General features: G+C 65.4%; 18 protein-coding genes. 15 read left to right on the top strand and 3 right to left on the bottom strand.

Annotation, left to right across the window (positions count from 1 at the left end):
* Positions 1 to 133 precede the first annotated feature (133 nt).
* The 10 genes from ACP2YP_RS14605 to ACP2YP_RS14560 all read left to right on the top strand — a co-directional run bounded on the left by ACP2YP_RS14605 (position 134) and on the right by ACP2YP_RS14560 (position 11684).
* Positions 134 to 562, top strand: a complete 429-nt coding sequence (locus ACP2YP_RS14605) for a CBS domain-containing protein (RefSeq protein ID WP_426424925.1) — start codon at positions 134 to 136, stop codon at positions 560 to 562.
* Between the two features lie 99 nt (positions 563 to 661).
* Positions 662 to 1681 carry a 2-dehydropantoate 2-reductase gene (locus ACP2YP_RS14600; RefSeq protein WP_426424924.1) on the top strand — a complete coding sequence of 340 codons (1020 nt, stop codon included), beginning with the start codon at positions 662 to 664 and terminating at the stop codon, positions 1679 to 1681.
* 11 nt (positions 1682 to 1692) lie between these two features.
* Positions 1693 to 2466 carry a fumarylacetoacetate hydrolase family protein gene (locus ACP2YP_RS14595; protein ID WP_426424922.1) on the top strand — a complete coding sequence of 258 codons (774 nt, stop codon included), beginning with the start codon at positions 1693 to 1695 and terminating at the stop codon, positions 2464 to 2466.
* A 226-nt stretch (positions 2467 to 2692) separates the two neighbouring features.
* Positions 2693 to 4099: a hypothetical protein gene (locus tag ACP2YP_RS14590; protein ID WP_426424921.1), complete on the top strand. Its 1407-nt coding sequence runs from the start codon at positions 2693 to 2695 to the stop codon at positions 4097 to 4099.
* A gap of 227 nt (positions 4100 to 4326) precedes the next feature.
* Positions 4327 to 4524, top strand: a complete 198-nt coding sequence (locus ACP2YP_RS14585; protein WP_426424919.1) for a hypothetical protein — start codon at positions 4327 to 4329, stop codon at positions 4522 to 4524.
* A gap of 57 nt (positions 4525 to 4581) precedes the next feature.
* Positions 4582 to 5232, top strand: a complete 651-nt coding sequence (locus ACP2YP_RS14580) for a hypothetical protein (protein ID WP_426424918.1) — start codon at positions 4582 to 4584, stop codon at positions 5230 to 5232.
* 317 nt (positions 5233 to 5549) lie between these two features.
* The gene (locus tag ACP2YP_RS14575; RefSeq protein WP_426424916.1) at positions 5550 to 6545 is read left to right on the top strand and encodes an NAD(P)H-dependent flavin oxidoreductase; all 996 of its coding nucleotides are present in this window, start codon (positions 5550 to 5552) and stop codon (positions 6543 to 6545) included.
* A gap of 25 nt (positions 6546 to 6570) precedes the next feature.
* Positions 6571 to 7542, top strand: a complete 972-nt coding sequence (locus tag ACP2YP_RS14570; protein WP_426424915.1) for a quinone oxidoreductase family protein — start codon at positions 6571 to 6573, stop codon at positions 7540 to 7542.
* Positions 7543 to 7754: 212 nt separating this feature from the next.
* Complete coding sequence (locus tag ACP2YP_RS14565) at positions 7755 to 9128, top strand: cation-efflux pump (protein ID WP_426424914.1); 1374 nt, start codon at positions 7755 to 7757, stop codon at positions 9126 to 9128.
* Positions 9129 to 9353: 225 nt separating this feature from the next.
* Entirely contained in the window at positions 9354 to 11684 is a 2331-nt protein-coding gene (locus ACP2YP_RS14560; RefSeq protein ID WP_426424912.1) for a PAS domain-containing sensor histidine kinase, read from the top strand.
* Between the two features lie 271 nt (positions 11685 to 11955).
* On the opposite strand, the gene ACP2YP_RS14555 is transcribed toward ACP2YP_RS14560, so the two are convergent.
* Positions 11956 to 12849, bottom strand: a complete 894-nt coding sequence (locus ACP2YP_RS14555) for a LysR family transcriptional regulator (RefSeq protein ID WP_426424911.1) — start codon at positions 12847 to 12849, stop codon at positions 11956 to 11958.
* Between the two features lie 224 nt (positions 12850 to 13073).
* On the opposite strand from ACP2YP_RS14555, the gene ACP2YP_RS14550 reads away from it, so the two are divergent.
* The 5 genes from ACP2YP_RS14550 to ACP2YP_RS14530 are packed head-to-tail and all read left to right on the top strand — an operon-like array spanning position 13074 to position 19081.
* Complete coding sequence (locus ACP2YP_RS14550; RefSeq protein WP_426424910.1) at positions 13074 to 13574, top strand: formate dehydrogenase subunit gamma; 501 nt, start codon at positions 13074 to 13076, stop codon at positions 13572 to 13574.
* Positions 13571 to 15127, top strand: coding sequence for a formate dehydrogenase beta subunit (locus ACP2YP_RS14545; protein WP_426424909.1), 1557 nt, complete (start codon positions 13571 to 13573; stop codon positions 15125 to 15127). The genes ACP2YP_RS14550 and ACP2YP_RS14545 overlap by 4 nt, the downstream gene beginning before the upstream one ends.
* A 10-nt stretch (positions 15128 to 15137) precedes the next feature.
* Positions 15138 to 18023, top strand: coding sequence for a formate dehydrogenase subunit alpha (fdhF, locus tag ACP2YP_RS14540; RefSeq protein ID WP_426424908.1), 2886 nt, complete (start codon positions 15138 to 15140; stop codon positions 18021 to 18023).
* A gap of 4 nt (positions 18024 to 18027) precedes the next feature.
* Entirely contained in the window at positions 18028 to 18858 is an 831-nt protein-coding gene (gene fdhD / locus ACP2YP_RS14535) for a formate dehydrogenase accessory sulfurtransferase FdhD (RefSeq protein WP_426424907.1), read from the top strand.
* Positions 18845 to 19081, top strand: a complete 237-nt coding sequence (locus ACP2YP_RS14530) for a formate dehydrogenase subunit delta (RefSeq protein ID WP_426424906.1) — start codon at positions 18845 to 18847, stop codon at positions 19079 to 19081. The genes fdhD and ACP2YP_RS14530 overlap by 14 nt, the downstream gene beginning before the upstream one ends.
* Here ACP2YP_RS14530 and ACP2YP_RS14525 read toward each other — a convergent pair.
* Together ACP2YP_RS14525 and ACP2YP_RS14520 are read right to left on the bottom strand one after the other, a co-directional pair.
* Complete coding sequence (locus ACP2YP_RS14525; RefSeq protein WP_426424905.1) at positions 19047 to 22025, bottom strand: bifunctional [glutamine synthetase] adenylyltransferase/[glutamine synthetase]-adenylyl-L-tyrosine phosphorylase; 2979 nt, start codon at positions 22023 to 22025, stop codon at positions 19047 to 19049. The genes ACP2YP_RS14530 and ACP2YP_RS14525 overlap by 35 nt on opposite strands.
* Positions 22022 to 23482 carry an ATP-binding protein gene (locus ACP2YP_RS14520; RefSeq protein WP_426424903.1) on the bottom strand — a complete coding sequence of 487 codons (1461 nt, stop codon included), beginning with the start codon at positions 23480 to 23482 and terminating at the stop codon, positions 22022 to 22024. Before ACP2YP_RS14520 ends, ACP2YP_RS14525 begins: the two co-directional genes overlap by 4 nt.
* Between the last annotated feature and the right edge of the window lie 40 nt (positions 23483 to 23522).

The raw sequence follows: 23522 nt of genomic DNA, 5'->3' as shown, positions 1-23522 counted from the left end.
CGATGCGCCCCTTTTTCTTCGGACAAACGTCAGCGCTCCTGCCGCAAGAATTTTCGGATCAACCAAATCGAACGCTTGACGTTTGGCATTACGTATACCACACTCGATCCATCATTCACCTAGGGAGGTTGCAATGCTGGTCGGAGACATTCTGCGCAAGAAGACGCCGCGCGTTGTCACGGTGCGGATGAACGAAACAGTGGGTATCGCCGCCAAGCTGATGCGAGCCAACAACATCAGCGCGCTGGTGGTGAAGGACGTGGTCCGCTCCGAAGGCAACACCGCGGTCGGCATGTTCACCGAGCGCGACGTGGTGCGCGCGGTCGCCGAGCACGGCGCCAACGCCGTCAACGTCAAGGTCTCGCAGCTCGTGTCGGTGCAGCAGCTCGTCTCCTGCACCTCCTCAGATACGATCGAGCACGTCAGGCATCTGATGAACCGCAATCACATCCGGCATCTGCCCGTGATCGACGATTACAGCCTCGTCTCCGTCATCAGCATGCGCGATATCGCGGCTGCGATTGACGAAGCACTCAACGGCGCGCCGCAAGCAGCCGCCTAAAGCGTCGCTCTTCCCCTGCGACTACCGGCCCCGGCTCGGAGACATCCGAGCCGGACCGGATCTTTCGTCCCAAAATTCCGGTACCCCTGCGAGGATTTCATGAAGATCTGCATCTACGGCGCCGGCGCGATCGGCGGATATCTCGGCGTGCAGCTGGCGCGCGCAGGCGCCGATGTCAGCCTGGTCGCGCGCGGCGCGCATCTGGCCGCGATGCGCGAGCACGGCCTGACGCTGCTCGCCGGCGAGGAGAGGCACACCGTCCATCCCCGCTGCACCGACAACGCGGCCGAGCTCGGCGTGCAGGACTACGTCATCGTCACGCTGAAGGCGCATTCGATCACCGGCGTGATCGCGAAGATGCAACCTTTGCTCGGGCCGCACACCCGCCTCGTCACCGCGGTCAACGGCATCCCCTATTGGTACTTCCACAAGCACGGCGGCGATTACGAGAACTCGACCTTGGAGAGCATCGATCCCGGCGGGCGGCAATGGCGCGAGCTGGGCGCCGAACGCGCGATCGGCTGCATCGTCTATCCCGCCACCGAGATCGAGGCGCCCGGCGTGATCCGCCACGTCTACGGCAACAATTTTCCGCTCGGCGAGCCCTCCGGCGAGATCACGTCGGACGTGCAGCGCCTCGCCGATCTCTTCGTCGCGGCCGGCCTGAAGGCACCCGTGCTCGATCGCATCCGCGACGAGATCTGGCTCAAGCTCTGGGGCAATGTCTGCTTCAACCCGATCAGCGCGCTGACCCATGCAACGCTCGACGTGATCTGCACCGATCCGTCCACGCGGGCGCTGTCGCGCGCGATCATGATTGAGACGCAAGCGATCGCCGAAACCTTCGGCGTCAAATTCCGCGTCGACGTCGAGCGCCGCATCGAGGGCGCCCGCAAGGTCGGCGCACACAAGACCTCGATGCTGCAGGATCTCGAGCGCGGCCGTCCGATGGAGATCGACCCGCTCGTCACCGTGGTGCAGGAGATGGGCCGCCTGACCAAGATCCCTACCCCGGCGCTGGACTCGGTGCTGGCGATGGTGACCCAGCGCGCCCGCGTCGCCGGCCTCTATGACGGCGTCTCCTCGCCATCAGATCCTCGCGCACTGGCGGTGGCGTGATGGCGGGCGAGATGAAACAGTGGCTCCGCTTCCGCCACGCCGGCACCACCGGCTTCGGCACGCTGACCGCATCAGGCATCAGCGTCCACGAGGGCGAGATGTTCGGCCGCCATGCAGCCACCGGCGAGACGCTGGCGCTGTCGGAGGTCGAGCTGCTCGCGCCCTGCGCGCCCAGCAAGATCGTCGCGCTCTGGAACAATTTTCACGCGCTCGCGGCGAAACTGAATCAGCCCGAGCCGCCGGAGCCGCTCTATCTTCTGAAGGCCACCACCACCATCACGACGCCGGGCGCCGTGATCCGCCGCCCCTCCTATTACGACGGCAAGACGACCTATGAGGGCGAACTCGGCATCGTCATCGGCAAGACCTGCGCCCGCGTGTCGCCGGCCGAAGCGGACAGCTTCATCTTCGGCTATACCTGCGTCAACGACATCACCGCCAACGACATCCTGACCAGCGATCCCACCTTCCCGCAATGGGCCCGCGCCAAGGGCATCGACGATTACGGCCCGTTCGGCCCCGTCATCGCGACCGGCCTCGATCCGGCAAAGCTCGCCGTCCGCACCATCCTCAACGGCGCGGAGCGGCAGAACTATCCGATCGCGGACATGATCTTCAGCGCGCAAGTGCTCGTCAGCAAGATCTCGCACGACATGACCCTGCTCCCCGGCGACCTCATCGCAGTCGGCACATCGGTCGGCGTCGGCGTCATGAAGGACCCGGTGAATATTGTGACGGTGGCGATCGACGGCATCGGCGAGTTGACCAACGAGTTTCGGCTGTAGCTCTCTCCATCATTCCGGGTTCGGCTCTTTCGCGCCGCCCCGGAATGACAGCTGAGGCCCCAATTTCGGAAAAACCAACCCCACACCGCCTCCACCACCCGGCTGACGCAACCAGCCGTGGATTGCGCCCCCCACAAACGTCCGGCAACCCGCCCGCCTCTTGATCTCGGTTCCGCTCTCCAATAGCAATCATGGCGAAAATGTGTGCCGGCGTGAGGACGTCACGATGTGGCTGTTTTTCCTGGTTGCCTGGTCTGTCCTGCTCGCCGCCATCGCGTTTCTCGCCCCGCAGGCGTTCGGTTACGACATCGCCCATTTGCCCGCCCTGTTTGCGGGTCAGCCGATGCCGCAGCGCATCGCTATCGGCGCGATTTTGGTGGTCGGCCTGGCGCTGATCGGCGCCTCGGCCTGGCGGCTCTCGCGCCAGGACCGGCGCCTCAACAAGCTCCGCGACCGCCTCAAGAAAACCCGGGAAGACGTCGTCGTCGCCCACGCCCTGCAAAATCACCTCGACACCACCGTCCAGCACCTGATCGAGAGCGATCCCAGGGAGGCCGTCTCCGCACTGCACGACAAGCTGGGCGAGACCGAGCAGCGCGCGCTACTCCAGCAGGGCCGCAACCAGTCCACCGACATGCACGACCAGCTCGCCGAGATCCGCCGCCGCCAGCAGGGGCTGCGCGAGATGGTCGGCAAGGTCGCCGATCAGCGCCGCGCGGTCGAGCCTGTTTTCACCGAGATCCGCGACCGCCAGAACCAGCTCGAACGCTCGCTGCTCGACCTCGAAACAGACGACCGCAAGAACAATCTCGCCGACCGGCTGAAGGACATCGCCCGCGACGTGTCGACGCTGCTGGGCCGGGTCAACGCGGTGCAGGATACGTACTCGGCGCTCAACCAGTACAAGGAAGATCTGGCGAAATCCCACGCCGAGCTGGTGCCGCTGCGCTCATCGGATGCCGGCATCAACGCCCTGATCAGCGAGCTCAGCCTCAGCCATGACCGTCTCGCCAAGAGCGTCGACGAGCTCGAGACCGGCGGCGAGGCCCCGCTCAGCGCGCGCGTCGAGACGTTGTCGAAGAACAAGATCGAGATCGAGCAACGCCTGGCCCGTATCGACGACAGCGCCAACATCCTCAAAGCCATCCGGCTCGATTTCGAGGAGCTCGGCCAGCGCCAGGCCCAGCTCGAACGCTCGCTCGCCGACGTCGAGACCGATCCCGACGGCAAGTCGCTCGTCGACCGCCAGAACGCGCTAAACGATTTCGTCCTTCAGTCGCGCCAGCGCCTCGGCGCCTTGCAGGAGACGCTGGCCACGCTGAACGCCTTCAAGGCGGAGCTGTCGAAATCACAATCCGACCTCGTTCCGCTGAAGGCGCCGGTATTCGGCATCGAGGCCATGATCACCGAGGTCAGCTCCACCCGCGATCTCCTGGCCAAAACCATTGGCGAGATCGAGGCCAACAGCGATGTCACCCTCACCTCGCGTGTCGATGCGCTGACGAAGAGCAAGCGCGAGGTCGAAGACCGCCTCGCCCGCATCTTCGAGAATTTCAACGCGCTCGATGGCTTGCGCAAGGACATCGGCGGCATCTTCTCAACCATCCGGAACAGCCTGAACCGGATCGGGTGAGGTGCTGCGTAGGATGGGTAGAGCGCAGCGAAACCCATCCTACGGACTGAGGAACGCGCACCGCCCGGAAACATTTCGACACACCATCACATCTCCGCGCGCCCGATCAATGCCGCCAACATGTCGCCGAGGTGCCGCACTGTGGTCGCATTCGGCCGCCCTTCTGTGAGACGTGTCTGGGGGCACGGCTCAGCCGTGTTTGGACCAAACCTGCTAGGGGTGTGACTGTGAAGAAGATTGTAATTACTCTGGGTGCGACGCTTGCTCTGGTGACGGCTGCGAACGCTGCGGATCTGCCGCGCCGCCAGCCCGTTCCGGTCTATCCGGCGGAGCAGGCCCCGATCGGCAAGATGCCGATTGGTAAGAGCCCGATTGGCAAGGCCCCGATCGGCAAGGCGCCCGGCCCGGTTGCGGCGCGCTACTGAGGCGTTAGCGGACGACGCACGGAATTTGCGTAAGCGCCGACAGTCGAGGGGCACATCGTGAAAAATAGACCTGATCGATCGGGATCCTGCATCCTTGCAGGGCTCGCGCTTGCGACCATGATCGCATGCATGATGTCCTCGGCCTCGGCCCACGAAGCGAGCAAGCGCATGGCCGATGCAAATGCGCTTGCTACGACCGGCTCCTCACCGCGACAGTCGCCGCAATCAACGCAGCGCCCCGTCGTGCGTGCGGAGAAAGGTCCGTACTACGTCGACTTCCGCGCGCGGACGGCGGCGAGCTGGGGCCACGCCTTCGTCTGGTACGGCAAGACCAGCGAGCGCGCCGTCGACGTCGCGGGCCTCACGCCCAAGGGCGACACCTGGAGTTACGTGCTCGGTCACCTCACCTGGGTGCCATCCGAGACCGGCGCGAGCTACGGCGATCTCGATCCGGACTATCTGACCGCGAGCTATCGCGTCTATCTGAACGAGGCCGACGCCAAGCGCGTCTTCGCCTACATCAAGAAGCTGCAGGCAAGCTCGCCGGTCTGGAATGCCGAGACCACCAACTGTACCGGCTTCATCGGCGACATCGCCGAGTACATGGGACTGAAGGTCCCCTATCGCTGGCAGCGCCCGGAAAACTTCGTCAACAGCCTGAAAGACTTGAACGGCGGCCGCCAGATGGTGCGGCTGTCGGCGGAGTAGCCTTTCGCTCCAAACCACGCCGTCATTGCGAGCGCAGCGAAGCAATCCAGAATCCCGCCACGGCGACAGTCTGGATTGCTTCGCTGCGCTCGCAATGACGATGTTGAAGCAGCCGGGCTCAAACGTTGTTTCAGCAGCCCGGCGGTCGCTCTCGTAGGGCCCCGCGCCCAATTATCCGCCCCACGGAATCGCCCGCACCGCCCGCATGACGCCCCGCCCTCACCGCGCGCCCCGCTGATAGACTTTTGCCGACCCCGGCGGCATCCTCCCGCCATCAAACGATAACAGAGCCTGCCACGCAGGCGGGGGAAACAGAGATGTTGCAGACACGGTTCACCAGGCTCGTCGGCGTCGAGCACCCGATCGTCCAGGGCGGCATGCAATGGGTCGGCCGCGCCGAGCTGGTCGCGGCCGTTGCCAACGCCGGCGCGCTTGGCTTCATCACGGCGCTGACCCAGCCGACGCCGGAGGACCTGACCAGGGAGATCGCGCGCTGCCGCGACCTCACCGACAGGCCGTTTGGCGTCAACCTCACCATCCTGCCAGCGATCAAGCCGCCGCCCTATGCCGAATACCGCGCCGCCATCATCGAAGCCGGCATCACCGTGGTCGAGACCGCCGGCAACAAGCCGCAGGAACATGTCGACGAGTTCAGGAAGCACGGCATCAAGGTCGTGCACAAATGCACCAGCGTCCGCCACGCCCTCTCGGCCGAGCGCATGGGCGTCGACGCCATCTCGATCGACGGGTTCGAATGTGCCGGCCACCCCGGCGAGGACGACACCCCCGGCCTGATCCTGATCCCGGCCGCCGCCAACAAGGTCAAGATTCCGATGATCGCCTCCGGCGGCTTTGCCGACGCCCGCGGCCTCGTGGCCGCCCTGGCGCTGGGCGCCGAGGGCATCAACATGGGCACCCGCTTCATGGCGACCAAGGAGAGCCCGATCCATCAGCTCATCAAGGAGAAGATCGTCGCCAATGACGAGCGCGAGACCGAGCTGATCTTCCGCACCATGCACAACACCTCGCGCGTCGCCAGGAACGAGATCTCGACCAAGGTCGTCGCCATGGAAAAGGAAGGCGCCAAGTTCGAGGACATCCGCGAGCTCGTCGCCGGCGCCCGCGGCAAGATGGTCTATGCCACAGGCAATTCGGATGAAGGCATCTGGTCGGCCGGCCAGGTGCAGGGCCTGATCCAGGATATCCCGAGCTGCGGCGAGCTGATCTCCCGCATCGTGCGCGAAGCCGAGGCGATCATTCGCAGCCGGCTCGAAGGCATGATCGCTCAACCAAGCGTGCAAGCGGCGGAATAATCACTGCAAGAAGCGAAAGCAATTCATGAAGGCTTATGTCTACGGCCCTGACGGCGCTAAGATTTCCGACGTCGCTCAACCAAAGCCTGAGGGCACGCAGGTGCTGGTTCGTGTCCGCGCCTGCGGACTCAATCGTGCCGACACCGGCATGCGCAGGGGTCACGCCCATGGCGCGGCTGGCGGCGCCGGCACCGTGCTCGGCATGGAATGGGCCGGCGAAGTCGCCGAGCTCGGACCGGATGCGACGGGCGTCAAGGTCGGCGATCGCATCATGGGCTCGGGCGGCGCGGCGTTCGCGGAGTACACACTTACCGACCACGGCCGGCTGTTCCGCGCGCCCTCGAACATGAATTTCGAGGAGGCCGCCACCCTCCCCGTCGCACTCGCGACCATGCACAACGCCGTCGTCACCGTCGGCGGCGTGCAGCCCGGGCAAGCCGTGCTGATCCAGGGCGCCAGCTCCGGCGTCGGCCTGATGGCGATGCAGATCGCCAGGCTTAAGGGCGCCAAGATGGTGATCGGCTCCTCGACCGATGCCTATCGCCGCGGCCGGCTGAAGGACTACGGCGCCAACCTCGCGGTCGACTCCTCCGATCCCAAATGGGTCGACGAGGTGCTGAAGGCGACGAACGGCGAAGGCGTCGACCTCATCGTCGACCAGGTCTCCGGCCAGGTCGCCAACCAGAACCTTGCCGCGACGAAAGTCCTGGGCCGCATCGTCAATGTCGGCCGGCTCGGCGGCACCCATGCCGACTTCAACTTCGACCTGCATGCCGCCCGCCGCATTTCCTATATCGGCGTCACCTTCCGCACCCGGACCATCGAGGAGGTCCGCGCGATCTTCGACGAGGTCAGGAAGGACATCTGGGGCGCGGTCGAGGCGCGCAGGCTGCAATTGCCGATCGACAAGGTCTACGCCTTCGACGACATCGACAAGGCGTTCGAGCACATGGAGGCGAACAAGCATCTCGGGAAGATCGTGGTGACGGTACCGTAGCCGTCGTTCCAGTCTCGGTCTCGTAGGGTGGGCAAAGCGCAAGCGTGCCCACCATGCGTCGGCAATCGCGGAAGAATGGTGGGCACGGCGCTACCGCGCCTTTGCCCACCCTACGAGCTGGAGCAAGAGGCAGATCGCTCCTGCAACTCACTAGCGACTACTTCTGTGGATCGTCGCTTGATGTTCACCGCCGCCCTGCTAAATCCCCGGCCATGAGCGGACAACACGACAAGACATCGGTCGCGGCAATCTCGATCCTGGCCAGCGGCGGCATGGCGGCGGCCAAATTCGTGGTCGGCATCGCGATCGGGTCGCTGGCGCTGATCTCCGAAGCGCTGCACTCCTCGATCGACCTGGTCGCAACCATCATCACCTGGGCGGTGGTGCGGATCTCCGACAAGCCTGCCGACCACGAGCACCATTATGGCCACGGCAAGCTCGAGAGCATCTCCGCGCTCGGCGTCACGGCGCTGCTCTATGTGCTCGCCGGCGGCATCCTGGTCCAGTCCTATAGCCACCTTCGCGAGGGGGCCCCGCCGCCGACGATCTCGGCTGTGCCGTTCGTGGTGCTGGTGGTCGACATCGTCGTCAACCTCTGGCGGGCCCGCGCACTGCACCGCGCCGCCCGGGAAACCAGGAGCGCGGCGCTCGCCGCCGACGCGCTGCACTTTGCATCAGACGTGATGGGCTCGTGTGCCGTGATCGTGGGCCTGATTCTCGCAGCCTTCGGCTTCTGGTGGGGTGACGCGGCCGCAGCCGCGGTCGTGGCGGTCATGATCGCGGCGCTCGGCCTGCGGATGGCAAGCTCCACGGTGCAGACGCTGGTCGACCGCGCGCCTGAGGGCGCACTGGAGAAGGCCACCGCCGCGATCCGAGGCGTCCCCGGCGTGATCGACGTCGAGCGCCTGCGCGTGCGCATGGTCGGGGCGACCACCTTCATCGACAGCATCGTCAACGTGCCCAGGACCTATCCGATCGACCGCGTCGAGGAGATCAAGCGCAACGCGCAAGCCGCCGTCTCCAAGAGCTTCGGCGATGCCGATCTCACCTTCACCGCAGTGCCGGTCGTCCGCGACAACGAGACCGTGCGCGACCGCATCATGGTGATCGCGCATAATTCGGGCCTCGCCGTCCACCATGTCACGGTGCACGATCTCGGCGCCAAGCTGATCGTCGGCATCGACCTCGAAGTCGATGCCGAGATGCCGCTCGAGGCCGCCCATGACGTCGCCAACACGCTGGAGCGCAGCATCCAGGAGGAGTTCGGCGCGGACGTCGAGGTCGACGTCCATATCGAGCCGCTGGAACCGGAACTGCCGTTCGGCGTCGATGCCGCGCCGGAACGGGTGCATACCATCGCCGCCGCGCTCACCGAATACGCCGCCGGCGGCGAGATCCACGACATCCATAATGTGCGCGTCCGCGACAGCGAGGGCGGCGAGATCGTCAACTTTCATTGCCGCGCCATGCCGTCGATGAGCGTGATCAAGGTGCACGAGCAAGTCGATGCGATCGAGCGCCGGCTGCGCCGCGCGTTCCCGAGCGTGAAGCGCGTCATCAGTCACGCCGAACCGCCGCGCGCGTGACGCGGAATGTGCGAGGAGTCACACGTTCCCGTTTCGGACTCATGACGCACGTGAGTTTGCGGAGTCAAAGCGCGCAAACTCTGCATGGGATAAGAATTATTTCGCGTTAACGTTTCGTTGACTCTCGACAGCCTGCGCAAACTGGATTCAAATCGCTGTGATTCGAAAGCGACGTGGGGCTGCTTTCGAACAGTGTTGCAAGCTGGTTTTCAGGGGGCCGAAGGCATGGCGCGCGCAGACGCCGCGAACGCGTGCGTCCAATCCGATTCGATCAAAGGATTGGCGCAATCGATCGCGAAACCTGCCTATCATCGGCTCCTGATCGCGGAGCCGGCGCTGCGTCGCGCCGTGCCGACGCTTATCATTGCCTTCCTCATCACGATCTGCCTCGGCGCGTTCGTCCAGGTCGTCGACCAGACGCGTCAGAAGCGCCTGGTGATCCAGAACGACATCTCATTCCTCGCCGAGCTGCTCGCCGAGCGCATCGACCGCGTCACCTCGGTTCGGCAGGAGCGGCTGAAGAACATCGAGAACCTGTCGACGCTGCTGCCCGACATGATCCCGTCCCGGGCCAGAGTCTCGGGCCGCCACGTCGTCGTCACCTCGGCCGGAATCGACCGCCGCATCCTCTCCCGCATTCCGATCGACAGCGATCCCTCAGGCAACGACCGCCTGCTCGATGCGATCACCACCGCGCAGCTGCTCGCCGCGCCGCCGCGCGACAATGACGTCTCCAGCATGACGCTGCCGAACGGCAACGCCGCGATGGCGACCTCGCGGCCGATCAAGTCGCTGCCAGGCCTCGTCACCGTGATCCAGGAGCGCAACGAGCCGATCTGGGGTTCGGACGCGGCCCTTTCGGTGACGCTGTCGGCCACCACCGGCTTCGTCGTCCTGATCCTCGGCTTCGCCTTCCACTGGCAGTCGACCCGCGCCCGCGAAGGCGACCTCATCAACGACGCCGTGCGCGGCCGGATCGACACTGCGCTCAACCGGGGCCGCTGCGGTCTGTGGGACTGGGACCTGTCCCGCGGCCGGATCTTCTGGTCGCAATCGATGTTTTCGATGCTCGGCCTGGACGGCCGCAACGAGCTCCTCACCTTCGGCGAGGTCAATGCGCTGGTGAAGTCGGACGACATCGACCTGTTCGCGATCGCCGACCAGCTCATCTCCGAGAAGATCGACCACATCGACCAGACCTTCCGCATGCAGCACGTCGACGGCCACTGGATCTGGCTCCGCGTCCGCTGCGAGCGGACCCGCGGTGCCAACGATTCCGGCATGCACCTGATCGGGATCGCGGTCGATATCACCGAGCAGAAGAGCCTCGCCGAGCGCACCGTGGAAGCCGACCTTCGCCTGCGCGACGCGATCGAGACCATTCCGGAAGCCTTCGTGCTGTGGGACGCGAGCGACCGCCTGGTGCTCTGCAATTCGCACTTCCAGCGCCTGCACAAGCTGCCCGACACCGCCGTGATCCCCGGCACCTCCTACGAGACCGTGCTGGAAGTCGGCCGCATGCCGGAGATCCGCACCCGCCACAACGAGACGGCCAGCCAGGGCCCGGGCGCCCGCACCTTCGAGGCCCAGCTCGACGACGGCAGCTGGCTGCACATCAGCGAACGCCGCACCAAGGACGGCGGTTACGTCTCGGTCGGCACCGACATCACCCGCATCAAGGAGCACGAGCAGAAGCTCGTCGACAACGATCTGCGCCTGCGCGCCACCGTCATCGACCTCAAACGCTCGCAGGCGGCGCTGGAACGCCAGACCATCGAGCTCGCCGACCTCGCCGAGAAATATCAGCGCGAGAAGACCCGGGCCGAGGAAGCCAACCAGACCAAGTCGAAATTCCTCGCCAATATGAGCCACGAGCTGCGCACGCCGCTCAACGCGATCATCGGCTTCTCCGAGATCATGGGCTCGGGCATGTTCGGTGAGCTCGGCAGCGAGAAGTACCGGGAATACTGCCACGACATCCTGACCAGCGGCCATTATCTGCTCGAGGTCATCAACGACATCCTCGACATGTCCAAGATCGAGGCCGGCCGGATGAAGCTCGACATGGAAGAGCTCGACCTGTCGCGGACGCTGGCGGAATCCCTGCGCGTCGTCTCCGGCCGGGCCCAGGACAAGCACCTGACGCTGGACGCCGACATCGAGAAATCCATCTCCGTCGTCGCCGACCGCCGCGCGACCAAGCAGATCGTCGTCAACCTGCTGTCCAACGCGGTGAAGTTCACGCCCGACGGCGGACGCATCGTGGTGCGCAGCCGGCAGTTCGACGACAGGATCGTGCTGATGATCGCCGACACCGGCATCGGCATCGCGCCGCACTCGCTGGCGCGGCTCGGACGCCCGTTCGAGCAGGTCGAGAGCCAGCTCACCAAGACCTATCACGGCTCCGGCCTCGGGCTCGCGATCGCCCGCTCGCTGGCGCAGCTCCACGGCGGCTCGATGCGGCTGCGCTCCAGGCTCGAAGTCGGCACCGTCGTCCGCGTGACGCTGCCGCGCGACGCCATCAAGGCGGCGTCCGGAATACCGGTCGCTGCGTAAAGCTTCAAGCACGATGGTGGCAGGTCCTATCGGCGTACGGGATCACCTCTCCCCGACGGGGAGAGGTCGGATTGCGTAGCAATCCGGGTGAGGGGCCGCGGCACCCAGTGAGACCAGCCCCCTCACCCGGACCGCATCTTCGATGCGACGTAGCCGAAGCTTCGCTTCGGCGTTCTTAAGAACGGCCGCCATGGGCGGCCTGTGCCTCTCCCTACGGGAGAGGTGTCAGAGCTCTCGGGCTCGCATCGATTCAACCGAAACACAGTCGGCTTTACGCCTGCAGTGTCGGCGCCACCTCGCGCGCGACATTGACCAGCGCCGCGATCAGCGGCGTCATCGGATCGCGCTGCGGGATCACGAGGCCGATGCTGTAATTGACCTCGGGATCGGTGATCGGGATCGAGCGGACCTTGTCGGAGAGGCCGAGCGTTTCGGCGAGCTTGGCCGGCATCACGCTCGCCCAGCGCCCCGTCTTGACGTGCGTGTACAGCACCAGCAGCGAGTTCGACGTCAGTGTCGGCGTCGCCTCCGCACCGACCGAGCGCAGCGCGCGGTCGATGATACGGCGGTTCTGCATGTCGGGCGTCAGCAGGCACAACGGCACCTGGCCGACCTCGGTCCAGGTCACGGACTCCCGGTCGCCGAATATCGCATCCGGCGCGGTCAGGAGGCGGTAGCTCTCATTGTACAGCGGAATGGTGCGCACCTTCCCAATCGGCTCGTTCTCGATATAGGTCAGCCCGGCGTCGACCTCGAGATTTTCGAGCAGCCCAAGCACCTCGGACGAGGTCGTCGACTGGATGCGGAAGCGGACCTCGGGATGCTTGGCGCGGAACGGCGTGGTCAATGAGGCCACCATGCCGAGCACGGTCGGGATCGCCGCAATACGAATCTCGCCGGAAAGCTTGTGCTTCAGCCCGTTGATCTCCTCCCGCATGGCGCGGGCATCGCCGACGATGCGGCGCGCCCAATCTAACGCCCGCTCGCCTTCGGGCGTGAAGCCCTGGAAGCGCGAGCCCCGCTGCACCAGCATCACGCCAAGGATCTCCTCGAGCTGCTTCAGCCCGGTCGACATGGTCGGCTGGGTGACGCCGCAGGCCTCTGCCGCCCGTCCAAAATGCCGCTCCTTGGCCAGCGCCAGCAGCAGTTCAAGCTTGTCGATCAACCGTCCGTCCCCTGGGTCGCTGCACTGGCATACAAGCTATCACGCCATGCCTGCACCAACACGCAAAAACCGGCAACCGATACAAGTTTCATTAGCACTTCGTATCGACCGATTGCGCTTCCAAATCGATCTGAATTCGCAATCGCAGCATGAGACAGCTTTATTGATCTTCGAACGATTCCAAATAGTTTGCACGGAAGGGACGCTCAATTTGAGAACGAAGAATGACAGCGGTTTACGAGCCTTCTTACGAGCCTTCTTACGAGCCCTGGGACGAGACGCGCGGCGCCGAGATCATCGCCGAACATGCCAAGCAGGAAGGCGTGACGCTCGTGATTCTGCACGCGCTCCAGGAGGCGTTCGGCTATGTGCCGGAGGCCGCGATTCCCATGGTGGCGCAGGCACTGAACCTCTCGCGCGCCGAGGTCCATGGCGTCTTCACCTTCTACCATGATTTCCGCCACAAGCCGGCCGGCCGCCATGTGCTGAAGCTGTGCCGCGCGGAGGCCTGCCAGGCCGCGGGCGGCGATGCGCTGGCTGCGCGCGCTGAAGCCAAGCTTGGCGTTTCGCTCGGCAACACCACTGCGGATGATCGCGTCACGCTGGAGCCGATCTACTGCCTCGGGCTGTGCTCAACCGCACCGTCGGCGATGCTCGACGGCCGCCTCGTCGGCCGGCTCGACGAAAAGCGCCTCGATGCACTGGTTGCGGAGGCGCAGCGATGAAGATGAAAATTTTTATCCCTCGCGATGCGACCGCTGTCGCCGTCGGCGCCGATGAGGTTGTCGCAGCATTCGAGCAGATCGCAGCGAAGCGCGGCCTGCCGATCGAGATCGTCAGGACCGGCTCGCGCGGATTGCATTGGCTTGAGCCGATGGTCGAGGTGGTGACCCCAAAGGGGCGAGTCGCTTACGGTCCGGTGAGCTCCGAGGATGTCGCCTCCGTGTTCGAGTCGATGGCGAGTGATGGACCACACGCTCTGCGGCTCAGCGTCGCAGACGAAATTCCCTGGCTCAAGCGCCAGACCCGCCTCACCTTCGCCCGCTGCGGCGTGATCGATCCGCGCTCGCTCGAGGACTATCGCGCCCACGGCGGCTACAAGGGCCTGGAACGCGCGCTCTCGCTCGGCTCGGATGCGATCCTCGCCGAAGTCACCGCCTCCGGCCTGCGCGGCCGCGGTGGCGCCGGCTTCCCGACCGGCATCAAGTGGAAGACGGTCGCGCAAGCCAAGGCCGACCGCAAGTTCATCGTCTGCAACGCCGACGAAGGCGACAGCGGCACCTTCGCCGACCGCATGATCATGGAAGGCGATCCCTTCCTCGTCATCGAAGGCATGACGACCGCCGGCATCACCGTCGGCGCCACCAAGGGCTACATCTACATCCGCAGCGAATATCCGCATGCGGTCGAGGCGATGAATGCCGCCATCGTGGCGGCGAGGCGCGGCGGCTATCTCGGCGACAAGATCGGCGGCTCGACCTTCAGCTTCGATGTGGACGTGCGCGTCGGCGCCGGCGCGTACGTTTGCGGCGAAGAGACCTCGCTGCTGGAGAGCCTCGAAGGCCGCCGCGGCCTGGTGCGTGCAAAACCGCCGCTGCCGGCGCATCACGGCCTGTTCGGCAAGCCGACCGTCATCAACAACGTGCTGTCGTTCGCGGCCATCCCCTTCATCCTCGCCGAGGGCGCCAAGGCCTATGCCGATTTCGGCATGGGACGCTCGCGCGGCACCATGCCGATCCAGCTTGCCGGCAACATCCGCCAGGGCGGATTGTTCGAAACGGCGTTCGGCGTGACGCTGGGCGAGCTCGTCGACGACATCGGCGGCGGTACGTCCACCGGCCGCCCGGTTCGCGCTGTGCAGGTCGGCGGCCCGCTCGGCGCTTACTTCCCCCGCGCCCTGTTCGACACCCCGTTCGACTACGAGGCATTTGCCGCCCGCGACGGCCTGATCGGCCATGGCGGCATCGTCGTGTTCGACGACAGCGTCGACATGCGCAAGCAGGCACGTTTCGCCATGGAATTCTGTGCCATCGAATCCTGCGGCAAGTGCACGCCCTGCCGCATCGGCTCGACCCGCGGCGTCGAGACCATCGAGAAAATCGTGCGCGGCGAGCGAGTAGCCGAAAACCTCGCGCTCGTCGAAGACCTCTGCAACACCATGAAATTCGGCTCGCTCTGCGCGCTCGGCGGCTTCACGCCTTACCCTGTGCTCAGCGCATTGAAGCATTTCCGGGAGGATTTCGTCCCGGCCCCGACCGCGCTTCAGGCCGCGGAATAGGAGAACGACAATGTCTCTGATCGAAGAAATCGATTTCGGCACGCCACGCTCCAAATCGGAAACGATGGTCACGCTGACCATCGATGGCAACCAGGTCACGGTGCCCGAAGGCACCTCGATCATGCGCGCCGCGATGGATGCGGGCCATCAGATCCCGAAGCTTTGCGCGACCGACATGGTCGATGCATTCGGCTCCTGCCGGCTCTGCGTCGTCGAGATCGAGGGCCGCGCCGGCACGCCGGCCTCCTGCACCACGCCGGTCATGAACGGCCTGGTCGTGCACACCCAGAGCGAGCGGCTGAAGAAGCTGCGCAAAGGCGTGATGGAGCTCTATATCTCCGACCATCCGCTCGACTGCCTCACCTGCGGCGCCAATGGCGATTGCGAATTGCAGGACATGGCCGGCGCGGTCGGCCTGCGCGAGGTGCGCTACGGTTATGAGGGCGAGAACCACGTCTTCGCCAAGACACCTGGCAAGTCCAACGGCGAGGTCAACGCCGCCTGGATGCCGAAGGACGAGTCCAACCCCTACTTCACCTACGATCCCTCCAAGTGCATCGTCTGCTCGCGCTGCGTCCGCGCCTGCGAAGAGGTTCAGGGTACGTTCGCGCTGACCATCTCCGGCCGTGGCTTCGACAGCCGCGTCTCGCCCGGCATGAGCGAGAGTTTTCTCGGCTCCGAATGCGTCTCCTGCGGCGCCTGCGTGCAGGCCTGCCCGACCGCGACGCTCACGGAAAAGTCCGTGATCGAGATCGGCCAGCCCGAGCACTCCGTCGTCACCACCTGCGCCTATTGCGGCGTCGGCTGCACCTTCAAGGCCGAGATGCGCGGCGAGGAAGTCGTCCGGATGGTGCCGTACAAGGACGGCAAGGCCAATCGCGGCCATTCCTGCGTCAAGGGCCGCTTCGCCTGGGGCTATACCAATCACAAGGAACGTATCCTCAATCCGATGATCCGCGAGCGGATCGAGGATCCCTGGCGCGAAGTCTCCTGGGATGAAGCGTTCTCGTTCGCCGCGGCCAAGATGCGCGGCATCCAGAAGAAATACGGCCGTGACGCCATCGGCGGCATCACCTCGTCCCGTTGCACCAACGAAGAGACCTATCTGGTGCAGAAGCTGATCCGCGCCGGCTTCGGCAACAACAATGTCGACACCTGCGCGCGCGTCTGCCACTCCCCGACGGGCTATGGTCTGTCGGTCACCTTCGGCACCTCCGCCGGCACGCAGGATTTCGACTCGGTCGAGAATACCGACGTCGCCATGATCATCGGCGCCAACCCGGCCTCGGCTCACCCCGTCTTCGCCTCCCGCCTGAAAAAGCGGCTGCGCCAGGGCGCCAAGCTGATCGTGATCGATCCGCGCCGCACCGAGATGGTGGAATCGCCCCACGTGAAGTCGCTGCATCTGCCGCTGATGCCCGGCACCAACGTCGCCGTCGTGACGGCGCTGGCGCATGTCGTCGTCACCGAAGGTCTCGTCAACGAAGCCTTCGTGCGCGAACGCTGCGACTGGACCGAGTTCGAGGAATGGGCCGCCTTCGTGGCCCAGCCCAAGCACAGCCCGGAAGCGACCGCCATCCTCACCGGCGTCGATCCGCAGACGTTGCGTGAAGCGGCCCGCATTTACGCCACCGGCGGCAATGGCGCGATCTATTACGGGCTCGGCGTCACCGAGCACAGCCAGGGTTCGACCACGGTGATCGCGATCGCCAACCTGGCGATGGCAACCGGCAATATCGGCCGTCCCGGCGTCGGGGTGAACCCGCTGCGCGGCCAGAACAACGTGCAGGGCTCCTGCGACATGGGCTCGTTCCCGCACGAGCTTCCCGGCTACCGCCATATCTCGGGCGACGCCGTGCGCGACCAGTTCGAAGCGCTCTGGAACGTCAAGCTCAACCCGGAGCCAGGCCTGCGCATTCCCAACATGTTTGATGCCGCCATCGAAGGTACCTTCATGGGGCTCTATGTGCAGGGCGAAGACATCCTGCAATCCGATCCCAACACCAAGCATGTGGTGGCGGCGCTGTCGGCGATGGAATGCGTCATCGTCCACGACCTCTTCCTCAACGAGACCGCGAACTACGCCCACGTTTTCCTCCCCGGCTCGAGCTTCCTCGAGAAGGACGGCACCTTCACCAATGCCGAACGCCGCATCCAGCGCGTTCGCAAGGTGATGTCGCCGAAGAACGGCATGGCCGACTGGGAAGTCACCATCGCGCTCGCCAAGGCGATGGGATTCGAGATGAACTACGGCCATCCCTCCGAGATCATGGATGAGATCGCCGCGCTGACACCGACCTTTGCCGGCGTCTCCTACGCCAAGCTGGACGAGCTTGGCTCGGTGCAGTGGCCCTGCAATGAGAAGGCGCCGGAGGGCACGCCGGTGATGCATATCGGCGGCTTCGTCCGTGGCAAGGGCAAGTTCGTCGTGACCGAGTATGTCGCGACCGACGAACGCACCGGTCCCCGCTTCCCGCTGCTGCTCACCACGGGCCGCATCCTCAGCCAGTACAATGTCGGCGCGCAGACAAGGCGCACCGAGAACGTGGTCTGGCATGCCGAAGACCGGCTGGAGATCCACCCGCACGACGCCGAGCAGCGCGGTGTGCGCGACGGCGACTGGGTGCGGTTGCAGAGCCGCGCCGGCGAGACCACGCTGCGCGCGGAGCTCACCGACCGCGTCGCGCCCGGCGTCGTCTACACCACCTTCCACCACCCGGACACGCAGGCCAACGTGATCACGACCGAATATTCGGACTGGGCGACCAACTGCCCCGAATACAAGGTCACGGCAGTGCAGATCTCGCCGTCGAACGGCCCGTCCGACTGGCAGAAGAGCTACGACGAGCAGGCGCGGCACTCCCGCCGCATTGCGCCGGCCGAGGCCGCGGAGTAACCGCATGCACGCGCCGGTCCAGGCCATCGACCGCGAAATCTGGCGCGACGGTGTCACCTCCGAAGGGACGCGGCTGATCCCGGAGGAGACGCCGCTGGCGCTGACCTATAATGGCGGCACCTATGCCGTCATGATGGGGACGCCGCAGAACCTCGAGGATTTTGCCGTCGGCTTCAGCCTCGACGAGGGTATCATCAAATCGGTCGACGACATCAAGTCGCTCGATGTGGTCCGCCTCGACGACGGCATCGAGCTGCGCATGTGGCTCGAGCCGGAAGACGCCGCGCGCATCAGCGAGCGCCGCCGCCACATCGCGGGTCCGACCGGCTGCGGCATCTGCGGCATCGATTCGATCGCGGAAGCCGTGCGGCCCGCAGCTGTGGTGCCGCAAGGGCAGACCTTCACGCCGCAGCAGATCATGACGGCGATGCAGGCGATCGCCCCCCTGCAATCGATCAACATGCAGACCCGCGCGGTGCATGCCGCGGCCTTCTGGTCGCCATCGAATGGCATCGTGGCCCTGCGCGAAGACGTGGGCCGGCACAACGCCCTCGACAAGCTCGCTGGTTCGTTGGCGCGCAACCGCACGGACGCAAGTGCCGGCTTGGTGCTGCTGACGAGCCGCGTCTCGGTCGAGATGGTACAGAAGACGGCCGCCATCGGCGCGCCTGTGATGGTCGCGGTCTCCGCACCGACCGCGCTTGCGGTACGCACCGCCGCAGCTGCCGGTATCACGCTGATTGCAATTGCCCGCAACGACGGGTTTGAAGTGTTCACGCACCAGGGCCGCGTCACGGTCCATCGTGCTCCGGAGATTATCGATGTCGTCGCCTGATCGTCTCGTCTACATGGCCAACCAGATCGGCACGTTCTTCCGCAGCCAGGGCCACGACAAGGCCGTGCCCGGGATCGCCGACCACATCAGGAAATTCTGGGATCCCCGGATGAAGCGCGCGATCTTCGCGCATCTCGATGCTGGCGGCGCAGGCCTCGAGCCGAACGTGCGCGAAGCCCTGACCTCGCTCAAGCCGACGACTTCCCTTCCAGAAGCGCACTGAACACGCGCCGCACCTCGCCCTGCGTCTCCTTCACGCGCGCCTCCAGCGACGAGAAATCCGGCGCATCGGCGGCGCGCGCCATCACACGCTGAAGGTCGGTGCCCGCCGTTTCCGGCTTGAAGCGGTCGCTGACGCAGAGCCGCAGGATCTGCGTCAGATCGTGATAGAGCCGCGCCGCGGCGCGCAGGATCTCCGCCTCCGAATGCGGAAGCACGCCGAGTCTGGCGGCATTCTCCAGCACCTGCACCGTGCTGACGTCGAGAATATCCGGCTTGTCATGGCCATGCACGAGCTGGAGATATTGCGCGATGAAGTCGATATCGACCATGCCGCCGGAGGCATATTTCAGGTCCCAATAGTCGGTCTCACCCTTCTCCTGCGCGATCGCACGGCGCATGTCGGCGACGTCGTTGGCGGTGATCGAGGGGTCGCGACGGCGGGTCAGGACCTCGCGGATGATGCTCTCGATCCGCGCGGTGAATTCGGGCGACGCCGACACCACGCGCGCGCGCGTCAACGCCATGTGCTCCCAGGTCCAGGCCTCGTTGGCCTGATAGTCCGCGAAGGAGACAAGGCTCGATGCCACCGGACCGGCGCGTCCCGAAGGACGCAGCCGCATGTCGATCTCGTAGAGCACGCCGTAATTGGTGCGGGTCGTGAAGGCGCTGATCAGGCGCTGGGTGAAGCGGGCAAAGTAATGCGCGCCCTGGAGTGATTTCTGGCCGTCGGAGTCCGGATTGTCGCTGTCGAAGTCATAGAGCAGGATCAGATCGAGATCCGAGGACGCCGTCATCTCGCGGCTGCCGAGCCGGCCCATCGCGATGATGGCAGTCTCCTGCCCCTTGATCCGCCCGTGCTGGTCGGCGAAGCGATCGGCGACGAGGCCGTGCACGGTGTCGACAATGCCTTCGGCCACATCGGCAAAGGCCGTGCTCGCGTGCTGCGCCGAGACGGTGCCGGAGAGAATGCGGGTGCCGATCAGGAACAGGCTCTCCTGCCCGAACAGGCGCAGGCGGTCCAAAAACTCCTCGTAGGAGCCCGCGTCATGCACCGTGGTCGCAAGCCGCGCCGACAATTCCTGCTTGTCCGGCATCGCGCCGAAGAAGCGCGGATCGATCAGGCCGTCCATCAGTTGCGGCTGCCGTGCCAGCATCTCGCCTAGCCTGGGCGCCGCGCCAAGCACGAGCGCAACGAGCGCAACGAGATCGCGGTTCTGGCCGAGCAGCGTGATCAGCCGTCCGCCGCGCTGGAGCGCTCGGAGGAAATGGTCGAACGCCACCACCGCGCGGTCCGGCTCCTCGGCATGTGCGAGGCCGTCGATCAGGGCCGGCACGAACTCGACGAAGGCGCTTCGCGTCTGCCCGTTGCGGAAGACGCGGTAGTCGCCGGTGACCCAGTCGCGGATGGTCTGTGCAAGGGCGGCCGGCTTCTTGAATCCGAGCATCGTCAGATGCTGAAGCAGGCGCGAATCGTCGGGACCGGCGCGATAGTCGATCGCAGGCAGGCTTGCCGTGCCGGTCGGGTCATCGCCCTCGAACAGTTTTTCGTAATGTCCCTGGACGACCTCGAGCTGGCGGAGCAGGTCGCGCGCGAAGGTCTCGCGGCTGTCATAGCCGAAGAACCAGGCGAAGCGTTCGACCGCCTCCTTGTCCTCCGGCAGCGCATGGGTCTGCTCGTCGGCGATCATCTGGAGACGGTGCTCGACCCGGCGCAGGAATTCATACGCGGTGGTCAGCTCGTCGCGCGCCGCGAAAGTGATCCAGTTGCTGGAAGCAAGGATGTTCAGCGCGGCGAGCGTCGGCCGCACCCGCAATTCCGGATGGCGGCCGCCGGCGATCAGTTGCTGGGTCTGGGCGAAGAATTCGATCTCGCGGATGCCGCCACGGCCAACCTTGACGTTGTGGCCCTCGACCGAGATCTCGCTCTGGCCCCGATAGGTCTGCATTTGCCGCTTCATGTCATGCACGTCGGCAAGTGCTGCGAAGTCGAGATGCTTCCGCCAGACGAAGGGCGCGATTTCGACAAGCAGCGCCTCGCCTGCCCTGGCGTCGCCGGCGCAGGCACGCGCCTTGATCATCGCGGCGCGCTCCCATGTGCGCCCTTCCCGCTCGTAATAGTTCAGCGCGGCATCTCGCGAAATCGCGACCTGCGTCGAGGACGGGTCAGGACGCAGCCGCAGATCGACGCGGAAGACGTAGCCGTCATGGGTGCGCTGCTGGAGAATGCGCGCCATGCCTTGCGTCACCCGGACGAAGAATGGCTGCGGCTCGATGTCGGGCGCAAGCGTCGTGGCATCGGGATCGAAGAACACGATGAGATCGATGTCGCTGGAATAGTTCAGCTCGCCCGCGCCCATCTTGCCCATCGCAAGCACGATCAGGCCGCAGCCGACTTCCGGCGCCTCGGGATCGGGCGGCACGAGCTTGCCGCGTGCGGCCTCCTGTCGCAGCCGGTACTGCAGCGCCGCCCGCACCGAGGACACCGCGAGATCGGTTAGCGCCGCCGTCACCCGCATCACCGGCCAGACCCCGCCGATGTCGCACAGCGCGATCAGGAGCGCCGCCTCCGCTTTCATCCGGCGAAGCAGCCGCATCACCTCGGCTTCGTCGGGGGCGGCGAGCACCGCGCCCCTCGCCTCCGCGATCAGCGCAGCGAGATGCGCATCCGGTTCGCATTCGAGCAAGCGGATCAGGCGCAGCGGATCGGCGCGCACCAGATCGAACAAATAAGGCGAGAATTCCGCAATCCCGGCGAGAATAATCCGGGCAAAAGGATGGACCAGCAAGGCGTCCAGACGAGCCGACTGTGCCGGCTCGAGCTCGGCCAGCCAGCTTTCAAAACGTCGTTCATCGGTTGTGGAAGCGGCAATATGGGGGGCCTCCGCGAAGCGTGCGGCGAGGCTCTCACCATGCTTGTCCGCGTTTCCCGGCGCGGAGTGGTTCATGCCACCTTCTGTGGCACATCCGGTATTGGAGGAGCAACCCTGTCGCCAGCCCCCGCGCGCGCCGGCAGCAGCAGCATGGCGACGAGACCGGGCTGGGCATCGCCCAGCCGCAATTCGCCGCCATGCAATGTGGCGACGGCGGACGCGAGGCTGAGACCGAGACCCGAGCCCGGCATGGTGCGGCTCGCCTCCAGCCTGACGAATCGCTCGACGGCGTGCTTGCGATCGGCTTCGGGGATTCCGGGGCCGCGGTCGGTGACGCTGAGCAGCACCTGGTCGCCCTCCCGCCTGGCCTCGATCGTGATCTGACGGGCGTCCATGCTGACCACGGTTCCGGCCGACTGCGCGGCCGGCTTGCCGTATTTGATCGCGTTCTCGACGAGATTGGCGAGCGCCTGGCTGATCAATTCGCGATTGCCGTGAATGGGCGCGGCTTGCGTCTTGACCTTCAAGGTCATGCCGTCGTCTTCCGCCAACGGCTCGTAGAGCTCATGAATGCCGTTGGCGACATCGGCCGCGTCGAAATCATCCATGTTGCCGCGCGCCTGGCCGGACTCCGCGCGCGCAATCATTAGCAGCGCGTTGAAGGTGCGGATCAGCCCGTCGGATTCCTCGATGGTCCGCTCAAGCGCCGCGCGATAGTCGGCCTCGCAGCCCGATTTCGCCAGCGCCTCCTCGGCGCGGTTGCGCAAACGCGTCAGCGGCGTCTTGAGATCGTGGGCGATATTGTCGGAGACTTCTTTGAGCCCTACCATCAGCGCCTCGATCCGCTCCAACATGGCGTTGAGGTTTTCGGCGAGGCGGTCGAGCTCGTCGCCGCTGCGTCCCACCGGCAGGCGCCCGCTGAGATCGCCGGTCATGATGCGCTGGGCCGTGCCGGTCATGGCATCGATGCGCGTCAGCACCCTGCGCGCGACGAAGACGCCGCCGCCGAGGCCGAGCACCACCACGATCAGGATCGACCATTGCGCGGCCTTGGCGACGATGCCGAACAAGCGCCGCCGCTCGGCGAGGTCGCGGCCGATCAGGAGGCGGAAACCGTTCTCAAGTTCGGTGACGCGCACCAGCGCGCGATGGTCGCGGTCATCCGCGTCCTCGATGCGCCGGTAGGCGGTCTCCGACCAGCCGCGCGTCGCCATCACGCCCGGCGCCAGCGAACCGACATTGCCGGCGACCGCCTGCCCGGTCGGCGTGGTCACGAGGTAGAGATTGGCGCCCGGCCGCAGCGCCCGATACTCGATCGAGCGCACGAGGCCGAACAGGCCGCGGCGGCCGTAGATCTCGTTGATCTCCGAGGTCTCGGCATTCACCGTCTGCGTGATCTCTTCGGTGATCAAACGCCGCGTGTTCCAGGCGAAATAACCGAGCAGAGAGGCCGCGAAAATCGCAAACAGGAACAGGTAGACCAGCGTCAGCCGGAATGCCGTGGTGCGGACGAGTTTACCGAATGCCGTCACGGATCATGTACCCAATTTCGATACCGCGTCTGGTGTCACC

The sequence above is a fragment of the Bradyrhizobium genosp. A genome, assembly GCF_049949275.1.
Taxonomy (GTDB): Bacteria; Pseudomonadota; Alphaproteobacteria; order Rhizobiales; family Xanthobacteraceae; genus Bradyrhizobium.
The sequence above is the reverse complement of the archived record's forward strand: the minus strand, read 5'-3'. Positions and strand labels throughout refer to the sequence as shown.

What these genes read in the sequence shown, in the direction of transcription:
- ACP2YP_RS14575 (WP_426424916.1), top strand. Translation starts at nt 5,550, where the DNA reads ATGTTGCAGACACGGTTCACCAGGCTCGTCGGCGTCGAGCACCCGATC.
- ACP2YP_RS14530 (WP_426424906.1), top strand. Translation starts at nt 18,845, where the DNA reads ATGTCGTCGCCTGATCGTCTCGTCTACATGGCCAACCAGATCGGCACG.
- fdhF (WP_426424908.1), top strand. Translation starts at nt 15,138, where the DNA reads ATGTCTCTGATCGAAGAAATCGATTTCGGCACGCCACGCTCCAAATCG.
- ACP2YP_RS14565 (WP_426424914.1), top strand. Translation starts at nt 7,755, where the DNA reads ATGAGCGGACAACACGACAAGACATCGGTCGCGGCAATCTCGATCCTG.
- ACP2YP_RS14560 (WP_426424912.1), top strand. Translation starts at nt 9,354, where the DNA reads ATGGCGCGCGCAGACGCCGCGAACGCGTGCGTCCAATCCGATTCGATC.
- ACP2YP_RS14550 (WP_426424910.1), top strand. Translation starts at nt 13,074, where the DNA reads ATGACAGCGGTTTACGAGCCTTCTTACGAGCCTTCTTACGAGCCCTGG.
- ACP2YP_RS14525 (WP_426424905.1), bottom strand. Translation starts at nt 22,025, where the DNA reads ATGAACCACTCCGCGCCGGGAAACGCGGACAAGCATGGTGAGAGCCTC.
- ACP2YP_RS14590 (WP_426424921.1), top strand. Translation starts at nt 2,693, where the DNA reads ATGTGGCTGTTTTTCCTGGTTGCCTGGTCTGTCCTGCTCGCCGCCATC.
- ACP2YP_RS14600 (WP_426424924.1), top strand. Translation starts at nt 662, where the DNA reads ATGAAGATCTGCATCTACGGCGCCGGCGCGATCGGCGGATATCTCGGC.
- ACP2YP_RS14605 (WP_426424925.1), top strand. Translation starts at nt 134, where the DNA reads ATGCTGGTCGGAGACATTCTGCGCAAGAAGACGCCGCGCGTTGTCACG.
- ACP2YP_RS14545 (WP_426424909.1), top strand. Translation starts at nt 13,571, where the DNA reads ATGAAGATGAAAATTTTTATCCCTCGCGATGCGACCGCTGTCGCCGTC.
- ACP2YP_RS14595 (WP_426424922.1), top strand. Translation starts at nt 1,693, where the DNA reads ATGAAACAGTGGCTCCGCTTCCGCCACGCCGGCACCACCGGCTTCGGC.
- fdhD (WP_426424907.1), top strand. Translation starts at nt 18,028, where the DNA reads ATGCACGCGCCGGTCCAGGCCATCGACCGCGAAATCTGGCGCGACGGT.
- ACP2YP_RS14570 (WP_426424915.1), top strand. Translation starts at nt 6,571, where the DNA reads ATGAAGGCTTATGTCTACGGCCCTGACGGCGCTAAGATTTCCGACGTC.